Source organism: Arthrobacter mobilis, from assembly GCF_012395835.1.
GTDB lineage: Bacteria > Actinomycetota > Actinomycetes > Actinomycetales > Micrococcaceae > Crystallibacter > Crystallibacter mobilis.
The window spans coordinates 1-17670 of sequence record NZ_JAAZSQ010000034.1 but is presented as its reverse complement, the minus strand read 5'-3'; the positions used below and the strand labels follow the sequence as shown (position 1 = coordinate 17670).

General features: G+C 64.7%; 13 protein-coding genes and 2 pseudogenes. 7 read left to right on the top strand and 8 right to left on the bottom strand.

What is annotated here, in order from left to right; genetic code table 11:
- From HGG74_RS20025 to HGG74_RS20015, 3 genes are all read right to left on the bottom strand, one after another.
- On the bottom strand, positions 1-596 hold a 596-nt coding region (locus tag HGG74_RS20025; RefSeq protein WP_168489247.1), incomplete at its 3' end, for an HNH endonuclease family protein.
- Positions 597-678: 82 nt separating this feature from the next.
- Positions 679-1575 (bottom strand): excalibur calcium-binding domain-containing protein, encoded by an 897-nt coding sequence (locus HGG74_RS20020; protein ID WP_168489236.1) that lies wholly within the window; start codon positions 1573-1575, stop codon positions 679-681.
- Positions 1576-1810: 235 nt separating this feature from the next.
- The gene (locus HGG74_RS20015) at positions 1811-2830 is read right to left on the bottom strand and encodes a DUF4236 domain-containing protein (protein WP_168489234.1); all 1020 of its coding nucleotides are present in this window, start codon (positions 2828-2830) and stop codon (positions 1811-1813) included.
- 155 nt (positions 2831-2985) lie between these two features.
- Here HGG74_RS20015 and HGG74_RS22315 point away from each other — a divergent pair, with 155 nt between their 5' ends.
- The 3 genes from HGG74_RS22315 (at position 2986) to HGG74_RS20005 (ending at position 6764) form a co-directional block, all read left to right on the top strand.
- Positions 2986-3135 carry a ParB family protein gene (locus HGG74_RS22315; RefSeq protein ID WP_512698809.1) on the top strand — a complete coding sequence of 50 codons (150 nt, stop codon included), beginning with the start codon at positions 2986-2988 and terminating at the stop codon, positions 3133-3135.
- Positions 3136-3244: 109 nt separating this feature from the next.
- Positions 3245-5989 carry an AAA family ATPase gene (locus tag HGG74_RS20010; protein ID WP_168489232.1) on the top strand — a complete coding sequence of 915 codons (2745 nt, stop codon included), beginning with the start codon at positions 3245-3247 and terminating at the stop codon, positions 5987-5989.
- 157 nt (positions 5990-6146) lie between these two features.
- A complete protein-coding gene (locus tag HGG74_RS20005; protein WP_168489230.1) occupies positions 6147-6764 on the top strand; it encodes a hypothetical protein in 618 nt (205 codons plus the stop codon).
- Positions 6765-7632: 868 nt separating this feature from the next.
- Here HGG74_RS20005 and HGG74_RS20000 read toward each other — a convergent pair.
- Entirely contained in the window at positions 7633-8484 is an 852-nt protein-coding gene (locus HGG74_RS20000; RefSeq protein ID WP_168489228.1) for an SAM-dependent methyltransferase, read from the bottom strand.
- Positions 8485-9280: 796 nt separating this feature from the next.
- Here HGG74_RS20000 and HGG74_RS19995 point away from each other — a divergent pair.
- Both HGG74_RS19995 and HGG74_RS19990 read left to right on the top strand, forming a co-directional pair.
- Complete coding sequence (locus tag HGG74_RS19995) at positions 9281-9985, top strand: DUF6308 family protein (RefSeq protein ID WP_168489226.1); 705 nt, start codon at positions 9281-9283, stop codon at positions 9983-9985.
- Between the two features lie 36 nt (positions 9986-10021).
- Positions 10022-11248 (top strand): ScoMcrA-related endonuclease, encoded by a 1227-nt coding sequence (locus tag HGG74_RS19990; protein WP_246263105.1) that lies wholly within the window; start codon positions 10022-10024, stop codon positions 11246-11248.
- A gap of 119 nt (positions 11249-11367) precedes the next feature.
- Here the strand turns inward: HGG74_RS19990 and HGG74_RS19985 are convergent.
- A pseudogene (locus HGG74_RS19985) lies at positions 11368-11950 on the bottom strand (recombinase family protein).
- 68 nt (positions 11951-12018) lie between these two features.
- On the opposite strand from HGG74_RS19985, the gene HGG74_RS19980 reads away from it, so the two are divergent.
- Together HGG74_RS19980 and HGG74_RS22300 are read left to right on the top strand one after the other, a co-directional pair.
- On the top strand, positions 12019-13764 hold the full coding sequence (locus HGG74_RS19980) for an IS30 family transposase (RefSeq protein ID WP_168489224.1): 1746 nt from the start codon (positions 12019-12021) through the stop codon (positions 13762-13764).
- A 211-nt stretch (positions 13765-13975) separates the two neighbouring features.
- Positions 13976-14152: pseudogene (locus tag HGG74_RS22300) on the top strand (IS30 family transposase); the annotation flags it as partial.
- A 714-nt stretch (positions 14153-14866) separates the two neighbouring features.
- Here the strand turns inward: HGG74_RS22300 and panD are convergent.
- From panD to prpB, 3 genes are all read right to left on the bottom strand, one after another.
- Positions 14867-15331: an aspartate 1-decarboxylase gene (gene panD / locus HGG74_RS19970; RefSeq protein ID WP_205762242.1), complete on the bottom strand. Its 465-nt coding sequence runs from the start codon at positions 15329-15331 to the stop codon at positions 14867-14869.
- Between the two features lie 331 nt (positions 15332-15662).
- Positions 15663-16805 carry a bifunctional 2-methylcitrate synthase/citrate synthase gene (locus HGG74_RS19965; RefSeq protein WP_168489222.1) on the bottom strand — a complete coding sequence of 381 codons (1143 nt, stop codon included), beginning with the start codon at positions 16803-16805 and terminating at the stop codon, positions 15663-15665.
- A gap of 52 nt (positions 16806-16857) precedes the next feature.
- Positions 16858-17670: methylisocitrate lyase (prpB, locus tag HGG74_RS19960; RefSeq protein WP_168489220.1), on the bottom strand; the 813-nt coding region annotated here is incomplete at its 5' end.

Below are 17670 nucleotides of genomic sequence, written 5' to 3'. Positions count from 1 at the left end.
AGCAGGTTCAGCGGGTCGTTGGCGAAGGCTTCGCGCTGGTTGGGGGCCAGCTGCCGGGCGCCCTTCTGCCAGGCGTCCGAGAGGGGCACGATGTGGTCGATCTGCACGGCGGTGCTGGTGGCGTTGCCGCGGACGAAACGGATGGTCGTGGCAGTGAACGGGTCCGCCAGCGTGCCGGTCAGCACGATGCAGTTGTTCGTGCCGGGCCTGAAGGTCTCATCCGTCAGGTCGCGGGCGAGGATGTCGTTGCGGGCATCGCAGCCGTTGCGGTCCGGATCCTGCCAGCCGCTGCCGAACTCGTCGCGGTCGTACCCGGTCTTGGGTGCCCGGCCCTTGACCGGGATGGTCTCCAGCAGGGCCAGGGCGGTGCCGGCAGGTGCGGCTGGAGCCGGTGCCGGTGCGGGTTTTTCGGTCTTCTGCGGTGCGGCGGGCTTCCGCGTCTCCGGTGCCGCGGACGCCTTGGCCGCCGGTGCCGGTGCCGCAGCAGAGGGGGAAGCGTCTGAGGGTGGTGTGTTCGCTGTGCCCGTTCCGCAGGCGGCAAGGCTCACCGCGAGGAGGACGGCGGCTGCGGATGGCAGGATGCGGGGCCGGTTCATGAGGATGTGTTCTCCGGGTCAGGCGGCCGGTGCGCGTAAGGCACGCACCGGCCGCTGGTGTGGGAATCCGTGCGGGGAGCGGCTATTCGCAGGCGACGCCGTCACCGTCCCGGTCCAGGCCGGGGCTGTAACCGGGGCTTCCGCGGTAGAGCGGGGCCGCGCCGGCGGCCCGGGCCTGGGAGCAGTTGGAGAACCCGACGGCCGGTGCCGGGGCCTGCTGCTGGGCCTGCCGGGCCGCTTCTTCCTCAGCCTGGCGCTGGGCCTCGGCCTGCCGGGCAGCCTCTTCCTGCGCGGCCTGCTCGGCCTGCCGGGCAGCCTCTTCGCGGGCCTTCTTCTCCGCCGCAGCCTTCTTCCGGGCCACTGCTTCCTTGGCCTTCTTCTCGGCGGCGGCCTTCTTCCGGGCCTCCTCCTTGGCCTTCTTCTTGGCCGCTGCCTTCTTCGCCGCTTCTTCGGCCGCCATTGCTGCCGCTATCGCCTCCCGCTCTTCCATCACCTTGTCGTGGGAGGCCAGGTCCATCCAGACCAGCAGGCCGTGATCATCCTCGGTGCAGACATAGACCCCGGAGCGGAGCAGCTTCCGCCGGTCCTCCACGTCGCAGAAGGCCAGGACGGTGCCGCTGGCACTCGGACTCGGCGAGGACGCCGCCGTGGAGGCGGCGGCAGGTGTCTGCGGGGTCCCCTCCGCCGGCGGTGTGCAGCCGGTGACCGCCAGCCCCAGGACCAGGACCGGCACGACCGCCCGGGCCGCGGTCCCGGCGGCCCGGCTGCTGTCCAGCCCGGCCCGGGAGCGGCGTTTGAAAACCAGGGCAAAGAGCCCCGCCATGAGCCCGACGCCCGGCAGCACCAGGGCGGCCCCGGCCCCGCCGGCGGCGAACAGCACCGGCAGGAGCACGAGGAGGGCCGCCGCGATGCGGAAGGAGACGGTCAGGGCCCGGTTCCCGGTCCGGAAACGGGCAGGATGAGACTGATTGGCATGCATGATTTCCCCCAGCTAAAACCCGAACTGCGGAGTGGCGCTCCGCGCAGGCAGTCTAACCCGACCCGGACGCCGGACCGCGCCAACGGCACCGAGGTGCGCAACATTGCGGCTGGTCGCGTCACCTTCACCGGACCGGCAGCGTTACCGGATGACAGCAGAAAGGGTTGCTGCACCGGACGATTCCCGGGCGACGGCGGCTGCCGGCGGCCATGAAAGTGGCCAGCCGCGGTCCGGGTCAGGCGTCGAAGCGCTCGAGGTGTTCCCGAAGTCCGGGGTAGGTGCTGTTTTCGGCCAGGACCTTCTCGAAGTCCTTGCGGGCCATGGCCCGCTTGCCCTCCGTCAGGTACGTGAGCCCGCGTTCGATCAGTGCCCGGTGCCGCAGCTCCGCCGGGCGGGTCCGCACCCTGAGGGCTTCCCTGAACGCCTCGCGGGCGGCTTCCGGGAAACCCTGCTCGCGGAACGCGACGCCGCGCTGGATCAGCAGGAAGGTCGCTGCCTCGTCCTCGTTCCGGAGGCTTTCGGTCAGCTCCACCACCTCCTCCCAGCGCCCCTGCAGCGCATAGAGTTCGGCCAGTGAGACCGCGGTGATGGTGCCCGGTTCCAGCTGTTCGACCACATCCACGGCCGCGGCGATGTTGCCTGTCATCTGCTGGACCTCGGCAAGCAGCAGCCCGATGGTGTCACGGTCCAGGGGAAGCTGGGCCTCGACCCCGTCGGCGATTCCCAGGGTGAAGGAGGTGTCCGGGAGGTACTTGCGGACAAACGCGTCCCGGGCAGGGTCGTAGCCGGTGGCGAACAGCCAGGCCAGCAGCTCGAGCGCGCGCGGCAGGTCCCCGTGCGGGATCGCTCCCCGGGTCGCCTCGAACAGGGCAGCCAGCGGGCGCGCCTGCTCAAATTCGAAGCCAATCCGGGGCAGGTCGCCGGCGCTTGGCCGCGCCACAAGCGCCCGGTACAGCTCCTTCTCCCACTTGGGGGCAAACAGGCCCGGGGCGGCCTTGGGGGCAGGCCCGGCCGAGCCGGAAGCAGACCCGCTCCGCGGAGACGCACCGGTTGTCTTCCGGGACGTGCCGGGCGAGATCGTCTTGACGTGCGATATGCCGGTGCCCGGGATGCCCACCGTCCGCGTCACCCTCCCCGAAGAATGTGCCGAGATCCTCGCCCCCCGGACCCCGGCACTGACACCGATGCCCTTCGGCGTTACGGTCATGCGCACGCCCGGTGCGATCCTGAACGACTTCCGAACCCTGAAACCCATACCCAGCCCCCATCGAGTTACCCTTGCCGGCCACCGGCGGACAGCCGGCCTTCAGTATAGGTTTCGGGTAACGGAGGATCCGCATCCGCACAATACCCGTCGACCATGGTCAGATTCGGCCGGACGTCTGCGCTGTTATTGGCGTTTGAAGCCTCATGGAGGCGGCCGTCCTGCGGGAGGCACGCCGGCTGCAGGGCAAATACAACGGCGGTAAAAAATGGGACTCCATGCAGGCGGGTGCCCGGCACCGGCTGCACCCGGCCGGAAGAACACTACTGCCGCCGGCGCAGAAAGCTTCCGCCTGACCGGACATGTTGATCCCCGAAGTGTCAGTTCCCGCCAGTACGATGTGAAAAACCGATGATTGATGGGGGCAACTAGGTGGCGGGAAGCATTTACGGGGAGCTGCTGAAGTTGGCGGAGAACCTGCAACCGTGGCAGCGGGACGCCCTTCGGCGGCACACAGAGTCGCCCACACTCTCGGCTGCCGACATCAGCGAGCTAACCGACATCGCCTACGCGGCAGCCCTTGCAGGGGAAAAGCACCTGGTCGATGACACCACCGAATTTACGCTTCCGGATGTTGTCCCCCTGACGGAGGTGCATGTTCCCAGCACCTCATCGACAGTCCCCGCCGTCAGCCTAAGAAAGGTCAGGCACATCCAGGGCGTGAACCGGATGAGCCCTGACGCCAGCATCACTCTCAAGCACACGGGGCTGAATATCGTGTTCGGACTCAACGGGGTGGGCAAGAGCGGATACACCCGCATTCTGAAAAGTTCGTGCCATTCCAGGTATCCGGAAGCCGTGAAGGGCAATGTTTTCACTGCTGACACCACCGACCCGAGAGCGGAGATCGAATACCTGCTGGGGGATGACGACTACAGTCACGAATGGACGCTGAGCGACCCCAGCACTGACCTGAACCTGTCACGGGTTGCTGTATACGACTCCAAGACAGCAAACGCCCACGTCTCACGGCAGGGAACCGAACTTACCGTCACTCCCGATGGACTGGAACTGCTGACTAGCCTCATCGCCACTTGCGATTTGGTTAATGCGGAAGTCCGGAGGCGGGTATCCGTCCTCAAAGCCGAGCAGCAGCCCGGCATCGTCCTGGAAGCTATCGACACGGAGGTGAAGAACGTCCTGTCGCGGTTGGGGCAAGATATGGGGTACGCCGATGCCGAAGCCCTTGGCAAGCTCACCGCCGAGGAAACCGCCGAACTGACCGCCCTTCCGGCGAAAATCAGCCACCTCAAAACCAACAGTCGGACTGCACGCCTTGCCAAAGCGCAGCATGAAGCAAACCAGCGGACGACTCAGGCACGCAAGATCGAGCACCTCGCCGGGACGGTCAGCCAGGAGCAGATCGAGGTGCTGCAGGGCATTAGGAGTCGGCTGCGGGACATTGCGAGGGACGAAGCAACCCAGCAACAGCACGACTTCACCGCCGAGGCAGTCCCCGGGGTACACAGCCCCCACTGGAAGGCAATGTGGACAGCGGTCAAGGAGTATGCGGAGACGGAAGCCTATCCGGAACTCACATTTCCGGACGTAGCGGTACCGTTGTGCGTGCTATGCCACCAACCCCTTACCTCCGAAGTGCATGAGCGGTTCGCCCGGTTCAGCAAAGCGATGGCGGCCGACCTGTCCGCCGAGAAGCGGAACCTGACTACGCAGGCAGAGAAAATCGTTGCCGGTATTAACGATGCCGTGTCCCCGGGCAACATCGACGAGGTCCTCCTGAACCTGTTGGCGGTCGAGGACGGCGCGTTCATCCCGCAACTGCGGCAGGACATCACCAGCGTCAAAAAACTGCTGGAGACCATTGCCGACAGCAGCGCGGCCTCGGAAACTGTTGATGCAGCCATGTCTCCGTTCCTTCACGGGACAACGGTTAGTGACGGTAGAGGTGTCCCCGCGGAAAGCTACACAACTGCTCGCAGCCTCATGAATGCGGTGCAGGAACTGGACAAGGCGGCTGCCGTATATCTTGCCCAGATAGTCACCATCCGAGAGGAAAGCGCGGACGGTGCCGAACTGGCAGAGTTGGAAGCCCGCCACCTGAATCTGAGTGAACGGTCACGGACGGCTACGTCCCTCCCCGATCTCAAGGAACTCCATAATCGGCGGATCCACATCAGGGCCCTGGAGGCGGTCCAGCGGCAGTGCCAAACCCGGAGACTGTCTGAAAAATCCAAGACTGTATGCGTCGAGTATGTGCAAAAGGTTGCTGAGGAGTTCCAGCGGAACCTTCACAGCCTGGAAGACCCCGACCTCCCGGAGGAATCCCGGCTGCAGGTGGAACTCATCGCAGACAAGGTTGGCAAAGGCATCAGTAACATCGCCTTCACTGTCAAAGAAGCAGCCACGGCGAAAACACACGCCGATGGGGTGTTGAGTGAAGGGGAACTGAGGGCGGTATCCCTCAGTGCTTTCCTAGCGGATGTGGTGAGCAGCGAGGACGGTTCGGCAATCATTTTTGATGACCCGATGAACTCCCTTGACCATGGCTTCCAAGAGCGGGTGGCGAAACGGCTGGTGAAGGAAGCCCGGAACCGGCAGGTCATCGTTTTCACCCACAGCACCGCATTTATGGGTGCCTTGTGGCACGAGGGAGTCAAAAAGGACATCAATGCTCAGGTCGAGGACGGGATCACCTCCCCGAAACCTGTTGAAACCCACTTTATTGAGATCGACAAACATCCCGGGCTCGGCACCGGCATCCAAGTGGCGGAGAGCAAGGAACCGACCAAGGGCTACCTTGGCGCCACCGCCATGGCGGACAAACTCATCGGCCGGGCGAAGCAGCATCATGAGGACGGGGATTTGGCAGCGTACTCCCGGGACTGCATGGAATTCGGCAACACCATCCGGAAGGCGTGGGAATACGCCGTCGAGGAAATCGTCATCAACGGGGTCGTTGCCCGGAACAAGCCAGGCATTTCAACGTTGAACTTGAAAGCCTTGCTGGCACTGGATCGAGCAGATATTGCGGCGGTCGACAAGGGAATGGAAGTCAGCAACTTCTTCGTCCATTCCACCGGTTCAGGATGGGAGAGGAGCTTGCCGCAACCTAGCCAACTCCGGTCTCGACTTAGTGACCTTCAGGCATGGGCCAAGGATTTCCGGAAGCGGAAGGACGCTATACCCTAAGGCAGGCACCGACCCAAGCACGGCTCCCGGCATCACAAATGCCGGGGCTTCGTGTTGTTTGTCGGTCCCGATCGCTGTGCCTCAGATTTTCGCATCGGCCAGTCGAATGCCTTATGACGTAGGCTGCCCTTCCGTACGGCGTCGATATCATTCCTGCATGGAGATTGTTGGGGAGTCCGCGCACCGGGTGCTGGCTTACATTGAGGCAATGAATCGGCAGGGCTGCCCCCTGACGGGAGCTCAGGTGGATGCCTATGCGCAAGGTTGGGCCCCAATTAGGACGATCACCGGGTTGTCGGCTTATCGGCTCTATTTGGACGATCTCAAATCAATGGATCTAGACACCGTCATAGAGAAGATGACGGCCTATCTGCTTCGACTGGGGTGGATCAGACAGGAAAAGGACAGCGTCGTGACACCGACGCGCCTAGGGCTGGCCGTCCTCAGGGAAGCCAACTCACCAAAGCCGGATTCTGATGCAGGGTCGACCTTGGAGGTTGTGATCGATCCGTTGAATCCCTTCGCATATGCACAGCTGATGGCCAAGATCACGAGTCTTGGAGACTGTTTCATAGTCGATCCCTACCTCGATGAACAACAACTCCTGACCCTCGCCGGCTTCCCCAACGTCACCCGTATTCTGACCGGAGATAAGAATCTCAAAGCGAAGGGACCCGTCTTTGCCTTGGTTTTACAGGCCGCCCCCGCATCTGGAGGTTCGAACGGTCAAGCAGGGCGAGCTTCACGACCGTTTCGCCATCCCGGTCGAAGGTAGCGTCTATATGCTCGGGTCGAGTCTAAACTCCATTGCGAAGCGGTTTGGGGTCGCGACCACGCTCGAAGAGTCGAGTTCGAGGCTTATCTCAGATAATTACGAGTCCATCTGGCGGCGCGGCCGCGCGATCCCCAGGCAGTCGTTGCACGCCTCCAGCCCAGCGCCGAAAGATGCTGTGACTCTGGCGACCGTGGACGAGGGGACCGGGGCTTAGCCATCTCCGGCAAATGCATCTAGTGCACCCGGACGACGTCGGGCGCGAGGTGCTGAGGTGCGGGATGAAATTGAAGGCATGGCCGTTCCGTGCTGTTGCCTTCGTCTCACTAAAGGACCCTTTGCCGGGACAAAGGCGGACGCCCTGCCTCCCGGTGTGACTTTCAGCGGTAAATGGCGGCGTTTTCACTGCGCTATTTGCCGCATGGTGCAGCCCCAAGGGGATCCTCACCGGACGTCCAGAAACCTGGTGAGCGCTTCTATCCACTGTTCAAACGCGTCAAGATGGGCGTCGTGTGACCCTCCGGCAAGGTCGACGCGTGTGACGTCGCTGCCCCGTTCTACGAACCGCGTTTTCTGTTCCTCTGAGAACATCCCGCCTGCGGCGTGGACGACAAGTGTGGGTGCCCGGACGCGGGACCATTCCTGCCAGCGCGGTTCTGCGCGAGCCGACGAATCACGGTAATTCCAGGCGTCCCACCGATCGAAGTCATCGGAGACATCCTGTTGCGATGACCGCCAGAATCCACCGATCCCTCAGCGGGCGAATTTCGGTCGTCGTGACCGAATGTGCCCTTTGACCGGACGATCAATGGAGATTCGCCGCGCCGGTGCTTTCGACAGAGTTTTCCAGCGGGATCAGCGGATCGGACCACTAGACAGGCTTGTCGAATACGCCTTGTATGAACACCGTGCGCCCGGCGTCGGTGTTGCGCCCGGAGTTACTCGTCTTGACGGCTGCCTGTTCTCCCAGCACGAGATGCATTCCAAGCGGAGGAGGGGCGCTGGAGCCGCTCGCACCCGACGCTTGCGCCTTCGCCTGCTGTGCCTTGCGCGCCGCCACGATGTCGGCGGTAATGTCGCGCCAGGTGCGCTCCAGGAGACCTGCACCGCGGATCAACCCGCGGAGGGATTCCGCATCGGCCAGATGGCTCTGGTTGGGGCGGCTCGCCCATGGGACCGGAAGCTCGATCGGCTCGCCGTTCCCCGCGCAGATTTCCTGGCAGACGAACAGCCCGCCCGGCCTGAGTACCCGGGCGATTCCGGAATACAGGCGGCGCTTGTCCCGGATGTTCATCTGCATTTGTATCGTCCACACCACGTCGAAGCTGGACGCGGCGAACGGAAGCTCCAGGGCATCACCCGCCTGAAAGCGGGTGCGATCGGACAACCGCGTCATCCGAGAAAGGACGTTGGCCACCTCGCAGAATTCAGGCGAGAGATCGATGCCTGTCACGTCGCAACCCAAAGTTGCGGCGAGGTAACGCGCCGGGCCGCCCAACCCGCTGCCCACGTCGAGCACTCGCGATCCTGGCGGAATCTTTGCAAGCTCAACCAATGCGCGCGTAGCCGAACGTCCCGCGGAGTGAAACTCGTCGGCCGGCGCGAGATCTTCGTGCGTGACCGAGTCCAGGTCCTTGCCGAGAGCTTGCAACCCCGCCACGATTCGCGGCAGAAGTCCGCCCGGCTCGTAGTGACGAAGCATTTCCTCGTGCGAGTCGCCCACGGACGCAAATTCTGCGCGGATTTCGGGGAGCCGTCAAGTATGCGCTTGCTCCCACCACCCCGTCACCTGCCCTCCTCCGGCAGGAGGGAGGGTCTGGCCTATGCCCTCACGAGGTCTCCACTCGACGCAGAAAGGCATTGCAGACCCCCCTGAACCGACGCGGGATCCATGGATGACATCTCCCCATGGTGCGATGTTACACACCGGGGTCCGCAAAACCTTTCCGGTAGAGGTGCCTAGAGCGCTACGCGCCAAACCGTCTCAAAACCGTTGTGATTTGAGACGTCTCTTTGAGCGAACATTGGCTTGACCTGCAGCGACACAAGATTTTGCACGGATCTCGGACACTCGACGGCAAGCGCGATTCTCATAACTATGTTTCATAACCTTCTGGCGAAAATCGAGTACTCATCCTTAGTTATGAGACAGGTGCCAGTGTGTTGAAAAACAACTGTTTGGCAGGACAGGACGCTTAGCCTGCCACCGGGCCGGTTGGCCGCGGGCTCTCGGAGCCGGCGTCGTCTCAACACTGTCTCTTACGTGATTTTCAGTAGCAATGAACATGGCCTTTGACGAGACGAGGGGAGCGGCATGGCGGGCAACGGATACACCGGGATCAGCACCATGGACCACATCGCGACCTGCAACATGTGGCGTTGATCCGGGTGCTTTTGGCTGCCTTTGCGGCAGGGGCGGGCCGTTACCCGTCCCATCGGCACCGGTTGCCGTGCTGCCCCTGGGCACATTCAGTGTGTCGCAGATTCCGGTATGAATTACAGCCGATACTGTCGCTGTCATGACGATACAGCTGCGGGTTGGCGGGAAAACCATTGGTTTCGACGAGGCGAAGGCCTGGGCGAAGACCTATCTGGTGGACCGGCCCGGTGTTTCGGCCTATCCGGCCTACGACGGCTATCCGGGCTCAGCCGGCGAATCGGTCGACAGGCAGGACCTGCTGGCCGTTGCCCTGCTGAATGTGTCCAATAATCCGCTCCCGGTGTATTACGGACTCGAGAAGCTGATGGAGCCGCTGAACGAGCGGCTGGAGGATCCGGCCCTCACCGGCCATCTGGCCTCGGCCGGCCCTGAGACGCTGGAGGCGATTGTGGAGCTGTTCGGCGTCCTGGAGCAGCGGCCGACGAAGTACGTCAGGCTGACCACCTTGTCGAAGGTCCTGCACCGCAAGCGTCCGGGCCTGCTCCCGCTCTTTGATGACAACATCGGCTACTGCTACAGCGAATGCGCTGGTGCTCCCGTCCCGTACGTGTCTGGCAGGAGCGCCGCCGATTACCGGCGTGCCTGGCTGACCGCCCTCCGGGACGACCTGGCCAGCCGGCTTGAACAGTGGGAAGAGATCGCCGCGATCGCGTCCGGTCCGGCCATCACTCCGCTGCGCGCCTTGGACATCATCGGCTGGGAACTCGGAAACCGGCGGAACCAGCCACCGCTTTTCAGCGACGGAGTGACTAGCAATTTCGAACCGGCGGCCTCACGGTCATGAGTCCAGCGCTTGCACTGATCCGGAAGGAATGAGGCCATGAAGAGATCCTGGGCTGAGTTGGAGCCGCGAAGCATCGCCAAGGCAATCAAGCGGTGGCATGAACTGGGGGGCGAGGAATTCATTGACCAGACACGGTTCAAGGACTCGTACCGGTACGTGGTGATGGATAAGGGGCAGAGGATTGCCAGCAAGCCCCTGCTCGCCATGGCCTTCCAGCTGCAATTCGGTTGCGACAAGGACGGGCCGCCACGGCTATCCGAAGGGGAACAGACAAGGGCCATCCTGAAGCGGCTTGGGTATACGCTGGTGGACCTGCATGACGAAACCCTGGAGGACCCGGGCAGCCGGGCTAGGATCGCCGTGGGCTCATCCATGAAGTTCTGGTGGGCCGACCAGTCGAAGAGCTTCGATATGGTCTTCGAAGACGGAACGCTTTGGGCCGCCCGGTCAGGCCGCCGAGGCGCGCAGCTTGACTACTGGCGCAATCTGAACAGTGCCAGCCCCGGCGACATCGTCTTCCACTATGTTGGCCCGCACGTCCGTGCGGTCAGCCGGGTGGCAACCATGCCGCGGCCGGCCTACCCGCCGCGAGGCTACGACGTGCACCCCGGCACGAAGGGCGCCCTGGTGCTTACCGAACCGGTGTGCGAGGTGCAGATTCCACGGGAAACGGTCCTTGCGGTGCTCGAGGACGGGTACGGGCCCGTTAACGCGGACGGCACTCTGAGGCGTGGCTATTTCTTTCCCCTGGTTCCGGACCAGGCGCTGGCACTGATGCGGTGGGCCGGCTTGGAGAACGTCGACGAGCCGGACCCTGGGGCCGAAGCGTTCGATCAATATCTCGGCGGGGCGAGTGATCGGCTGGCGGTCACGGCAGTCCGGGCAGAACAACGGTTCCTGCGTGACCAACAGGTGCGGCGATGGGGCAGTTCGTGCTGCCTCTGTGGTGGGTCCCTCTCGGAAGAACTGCTCGTCGCTGCACATATCAAGCCGCGCTGGGCATGTTCGGAAACCGAGCGCATGGATACCGGCAACGTTGCCATGCTGGCATGCCTGTTCGGCTGTGATGCACTCTATGAACTCGGCTACATCGTTGTCGATGACCAGGGAAGGATCGGGCGCGGGCGTCCCGGCTCTGCCCGGGTCGAGAGCCGGCTGCAGGACCTTGTCGGACGGCGGTGTCCGGCATACGGCGAAGAGTCAGGCCGGTATTTTGCCTGGCACCGGCAGCACCACCTGGACAATCAGGCAGAGCAGTCCTAGCCGGAGGGAACATCGGCTGGGCCAAGCGGTCCTCCTGGCCGATTCATTCGGGGTCGCCGCCTAAAGGCGTTACTGACCCTCCAATTAGCCCAAGTGGAAATCCCGCTCCTTCCGGTGGGTCAAGGTGTCTGCGTGCGTTGGACGATTCGGTACACCGTGGACCGGGCGACCTTGAAGAGCTCGGCGATCTCGGCGGTCGTGTGGTTTCCTCCCTTATAGAGGGAGACGAGGTGGGCTTCCTGGGCCCTGGTCAGTTTGGGCTGTTTGCCGCGGAGCTGGCCTTTGGCCTTGGCGACCTGCATGCCTTCGCGGGTGCGGGCCCGGATGAGGTCGGCTTCGAATTCGGCGACCATGGCAGGACGTTGAAGAGGAGCCGGCCGATCGGGTCGGCCGGGTCGTGCACTGATCCGCCGATGCTCAGTTTCACGTTCTTCCTGGTCAGTTCCTCGACGATGTCGCGGGCGTCGGGCAGGGAGCGGGCGAGGCGGTCGAGTTTGGTGACGACCAGGGTGTCGCCGGCGCGGACGGCTGCGAGGGCCTCGCGCAGGCCCGGCCGGTCCCGGCTGGTGCCGGTGAGCCCGTGGTCGGTATAGATCCTGTCTGCGGGCACACCCAGTGCAGCCAGCCCGTTCCGTTGGGCGGTGAGGTCCTGTTCTTGGTCGAGACGCGGGCGTAGCCGACGACGTGGGCGGTCAAGACCATAACTGTAGCGTTTAGGGTACCGCGGATTCTGTTGGTCGAAGCAACACCCGTTTCAGGGAGTGGCTTCGATGTATCAGCAGTTCGATTCGCCTGCATGCCGGCGGTTTCTGGCTCTTATCCGTGAGGGCAGGGGTCTCAAACCGTCAGCCCGCGCGGCCGGGATCGGGAAGGAAACCGGGTACCGGTGGCTGCGCGATGAGTACCTCAGGCTCAGGGACGAAGGCCTGGACCATGCCGCGGCCCAGGCCGGGCTGGGATTCGTCTCCGGCCGTGCCCGGGAGTGGAACGAACGGTTTTTGGAAGGCAGCAACGGACGCCATCACTTCCAGGTCGAGCCCGCGGTTGAGGAAGCCTTCTGGTCTGCCTATCTGGGCGGGGCGGTCCTGAAAGCTGCCGCCGCGGCCGCCGGTGTGAATCAGTCGACCGCGTACCGGTGGCTTTATGGCCGGTTCGTGTCGCTGCGGACCGGGCTTCCGGCCGCGCGGGTGGGCAGGGATCTGCGGCTCTCGCCTGCGACGGCAGCTGCCTGGGAAGCCCGGCGGACAAGGCAGCTGGCAGCCGAAAAGGCCCGGCTGCGGCAGGTGCACCTGGACGGGATCCGGCAGTCCCGGCTCGTCGCCGAACGCGCGGCCAGGCCCCTGTCCGCGGCGCAGGCACGGCGGGCCCTGAGGGAGACACGGTACTGGGAGCTGGTCAATGCCGGGGTCTCGAACGCCCGGGCCTGCAGGATGTTGGGCATGAGCAGGAACATCGGGACCCGGCTGCGGAACCGGCGCGCGGCACAACCGCCGGGGCAGGCCGGGCCGTCCTCGGGGCGGTATCTGTCCCTGCCCGAACGGCTGCAGATCGCGGACCTGCTGCGGCTGGGTTGTTCCCTGCGCCGTATCGGGCTGGAACTGGGACGGGCCCCGTCAACCATCAAGCGGGAGCTGGACCGCCATCGGGACGGGCAGGGCCGGTACCTGCCCCACACCGCCGACGATGACGCCCGCCGCCGGCGGCGCCGGCCGCGGGAGCGGAAGCTGAAGGCGAACCGGCGCCTGCGCGCCCTGGTGCAGCGCAAGCTGAACCGGAACTGGTCCCCGGAGCAGATCTGCGGCTGGCTGGCCCTGCGGTTCCCGGCCGAGCCGGACCTGCGCCTGTGTCCGGAGACGATCTACCGGGCGCTGCTCTTCAACGATGACGGCGGCCTGGATAAGAAATACTGCCCCCGGCTGCGCACCGGCCGGAAGATCCGCAGGCACCGGTGGCGAAGCGGTTCCGGCCACGGGGCCACGGTGCAGGACATGACCATGATCGGCCGGCGCCCGCCCGAGGTCGAAACCAATGCAGAGGCCGGGCACTGGGAGGGCGACCTGATCCTCGGGCCCGGTTCGGTCTCGGCCATGGTCACGCTCCGGGAACGCAAGACCCACTACGGCATCATCATCAACCTGCCCGCCGACCACACCGCGGCCACGACCAACCAGGCCATCACCGCAGCCTTCGCGGCCCTGCCGGCCCACCTGAAACGGACCCTGACCTGGGACCAGGGCGTGGAAATGTCCCGGCACCGGGAACTGGCCGCGGCCACCGGCACCCGGATCTACTTCGCCGAGCGCTCCAGCCCCTGGCAGCGAGGGGCCAACGAGAACTTCAACGGACTGGCCCGCCAGTACTTTCCCAAGGGCACGGACCTGTCCGTGCACTCCGAGGACCACGTCCGACGCGTCTGCACGGAACTGAACACCAGGCCCCGCAAAAGCCTGGGCTACCTCACCCCACAGGCACTGTTCCGGGCCGAGAAAAAGCGCATCCCGACCACCGCCCGATAAACTCGGAAACACCCGGCCGGCCAGCCGGAATCATCTCAGTGTTGCGTCGACTACTGAAATCCGCCTACCTTCACCGGGCATTTTTGCGGGCGGAGTATACGCGAATCCGGGAAGCCAGTATTTCCAAGGAATTTCTCCCGGCGGGGGAGTGCCGTTTAGGTGTCGCGGTGAAGGACCCTTGGGTTCTTGCGGTGATTGCAACACTTAGCGGATGGGTGTTGTCTTGGCGGGGTATTCGATTTATGTGCGGCCGGATCTGCTGCAGGTGTTCTGGGACGGCATGCAGGCCGGTGACTTCATCACCGATGCCGTGGCTGCCATTAACACGAGCAGGCGGACCGGGCGCCGGGTCCTGGTGGAGGCCGGCGGTGTCCGGATCCGGCGCGGCTGCCGGCAGCAACGGGCCATGCCGGATGCCCGGGGAGCACCGGCAGCCGGCATGGCCGGTGCTGCCCTTGGCGGAGGCATCCGTCTCCGGCGGCACCGATTCAGGAGCCGCCAGGTCTCAGCGAGGTATGACGTGTGGCAGGGCGGGTATTCCTTAGGGGGTGCCGAGGTCTTTCCGCTCATAGGTCATGCCGTAGGGAACATCGGGACTTACGGCAACGGTATAGGCATCGTGACGGTGCCGGGTGATGAGTGCCCCGTATCGTCCGCCGGACACGGCCAAGGAGCGGACTTCTTCATGGGCGGTGTCCGGCTGTTCCTGGAGGGCATGCCAACCGGTTCCGGCAGCTGCTTTGAGGGTGGCTTTGCGAAGGTGGTATGTCATGGTCGTTGTTTCCGGGTCAGAGGGGCTGAGAGCCGGCCAAGCCCCGTGAAGGTGCCCTGGGCCGGTGGCTGAGTGCGGATAACCGGGCCTATGCCTGAACCGGTCCTGGACGCAGCCGCTGGCACTGGATGTCCCGCTGTAATGCACCGCAAGCCCCGGCGCTTCGGGAGGCATCCGGGCCACGTACACATCTCGAAGCATCCGGGAGCCCTGCCTGGCCGGAAACATTCCCGACCTTTCTTGCCGCTATCCGTGCCGCCACGGCCCGGGACTTGCAGGGGAGCCTCGGGTCACTTTTCATTTCCCGGCGGCAGCGCGGCCGTACCCCTCTTATAAATGCCGGGGTGTGTTGCGGGAAGTGTTGGGAAGGCCTTCACCGGACTGCATGAGTGCGAAGGGCGGCCGGTGCAGTGCGGCGGTGGTGCTCTCGGCAGGGTCGGTGCCAAGCTGGGCGATTGCGTTCGCCCTATCCACGTGGACGACCGTCGGGACGAAGGACCTGGCTTCCTCCGTGGTCATCTCGGCGTACGTGATGAGGATGACGATGTCGCCTTCGTGGACCAGGTGGGCGGCAGCACCGTTGATGCCTAGGACTGCGGATCCGCGTTCCCCGGCAATGGTGTAGGTCTCCAGCCGGGCGCCGTTGGTGACATCGACGATGGAGACAAGTTCCCCCGGAAGGATGTCGGCGGCATCCAGCAGATCAAGGTCGACCGTGACGGAACCGACGTAGTGCAGGTCGGCGTGGGTCACGGTAGCCCGGTGGATCTTGGACTTGAACATGCGCCTCTTCATGACTGCGGCCTTTCATTAAGAACCGGTATGTATATCCGGCACATGCATTCAGGGAATGCCCGGGCCTGTACCTCTGTCTATTGGCCTGCCTTTGCACTGATGCGTCAGCTTCGCGCCGCCGGAGCCTGGTCCGGGTCGTCCCGGAAATGGACGGCGGCGCGTCCTGTTGCGCCCGGGGTCCTTTGGGCACAGGGTCTGCCCTGATGGGCAAGGGTGCGGTGGGGCACCGTAATTGTGGCGATAGTGCCGACGATCCGGGTGACCGTCCGGTGCCCCACCGCAGTTCGTGGCGGCAGCATCCGCCGTGGGGAATGGCGTGCTGTGTGTCCTCTTACAGGGAGCGCTGGTCGGGGCCGTTGTATGCGCTGAGCGGGCGGATGAGGGAGTTGGCCTCGAGCTGTTCCATGATGTGGGCGGTCCAGCCGGTGATGCGGGAGGCGACGAAGATCGGCGTGAACGTGCCGGTATCGAAGCCCATCAGGTGGTAGGTCGGGCCGGCAGGATAGTCGAGGTTCGGCTTGATGCCCTTTGCTTCGTCCATGGCCTGTTCCAGGCCGTCGTAAAGACCGAGAATCTCGTGGCGGCCGTAGTGCTCAATCATCCGGTCCAGGGCGGCCTTCATGGTGGGCACGCGGGAATCGCCGTGCTTGTACACGCGGTGCCCGAAGCCCATGACCTTCTTCTTCTGGGCCAGCGCGTTTTCCATCCAGGCTTTGGCGCGGGCGGCGGCCTTCTCACGGGGTTCCTCCGGGCGGATGCCGATTTCGTGGAAGGTGTGCATGACGGCTTCGTTGGCGCCGCCGTGCAGGGGGCCCTTGAGGGCCCCGATGGCGCCGGTGACCGCCGAGTGCAGGTCCGAGAGCGTGGAGGTGATGACCCGGGCGGTGAAGGTGGAGGCGTTGAAGGAGTGCTCGGCGTAGAGGATCATGGAAACGCGGAACGCTTCGACGACCTCGGGGGCGGCCTCTTCACCGAAGGTCATCCAGAGGAAGTTCTGGCAGTAGTCCAGGTCCTGGCGCGGTTCCACCAGGTCCTGGCCGCGGCGGCGGCGCTGGTCGTAGGCGACGACGGCGGGGAAGGCGGCGAACAGGTCCATGGCCTTGGAGAGGTTGGCCTCGGGCGAGGAGTCCTCCGCCAGCGGGTGGCGGGCGCCGATCACGGAGACCGCGGTGCGGCCCACGTCCATCGGGTGGCAGTTCCTGGGCAGCAGGTCGATGGCGGCCTTCACGTTCGGGGCGAGGGCCCGGGCGGCCCGCTCCTGGGCGGTGAAGGCGGCCAGCTGCCCGGCGTCGGGCAGTTCCCCGGTCCAGAGCAGCCAGGCCACTTCCTCGAAGCTGCACCTGGCGGCCAGGTCCTGCACCGGATAGCCTCGGTAGAGCAGCGAGTTGGTCTCGGGGTTGACCTTGGAGATCGCCGTGGTGTCGACGACGACGCCGGCCAGGCCCTTTTTGATGTCGATGGTTTGGGTTTGCATGTCCACTCGTTTCTTGCCGGCCGCCCACGCCGGGCACAGGCGGCCGGGCGGGTCAGAGGTTGGCGTTGGTGCGGTCGGTCTCCAGGCCGGGGACCTGGAAGTTGAAAATGCCGGTGTCGAACCGGTTGTAGGCCCCGTAGTCGACCAGCTCATAGAGCCGGGACCGGGTCAACATGTCCGGGACGGCTGCCTGCTGCGTTCCTTGGGCCTTGATGGCCTCGAGGGTGCGTTCGGCGGCGGCCATGGCGGAGCGCAGCAGGGTGACCGGGTAGATGACCATGTTCACGCCCGCGTCCTGCAGCTGCCTGGTCGTGAACAGCTCGCTCTTGCCGAATTCGGTCATGTTCGCCAGGACCGGCACGTCCACGGCGGCCCGGATGGCGGCGAATTCCTCGAGGGTGGCCATGGCTTCGGGGAAGATCGCGTCCGCGCCGGCGTCGACCAGGGCCTTCGCGCGCTCCTGCGCCGCCCGGATGCCTTCGACGGCGCGGATGTCGGTGCGGGCCATGATCAAAAAGTCCGGGTCGCGGCGGGCGTCGGCGGCGGCGCGGATCCGCCGGACGGCGGTCTCCTGGTCGACGACGTTCTTGCCGTCCAGGTGCCCGCAGCGCTTGGGGTTGACCTGGTCCTCGAGGTGGCAGCCGGCCAGCCCGGCGTTTTCCAGTTCCTGGATGGTGCGGGCCACGTTCATCGGTTCGCCGAAGCCGGTGTCGGCATCGACCAGGGCCGGCAGGTCGGTCATCCGGGCGATCTGCCCGGCCCGGACGGTGACCTCGGTCAGGGTGGTCAGCCCGATATCGGGCAGGCCCAGGTCGTTGGCCAGGACGGCGCCGGAGATGTAGACCCCGTCAAAGCCCTTTTCCTG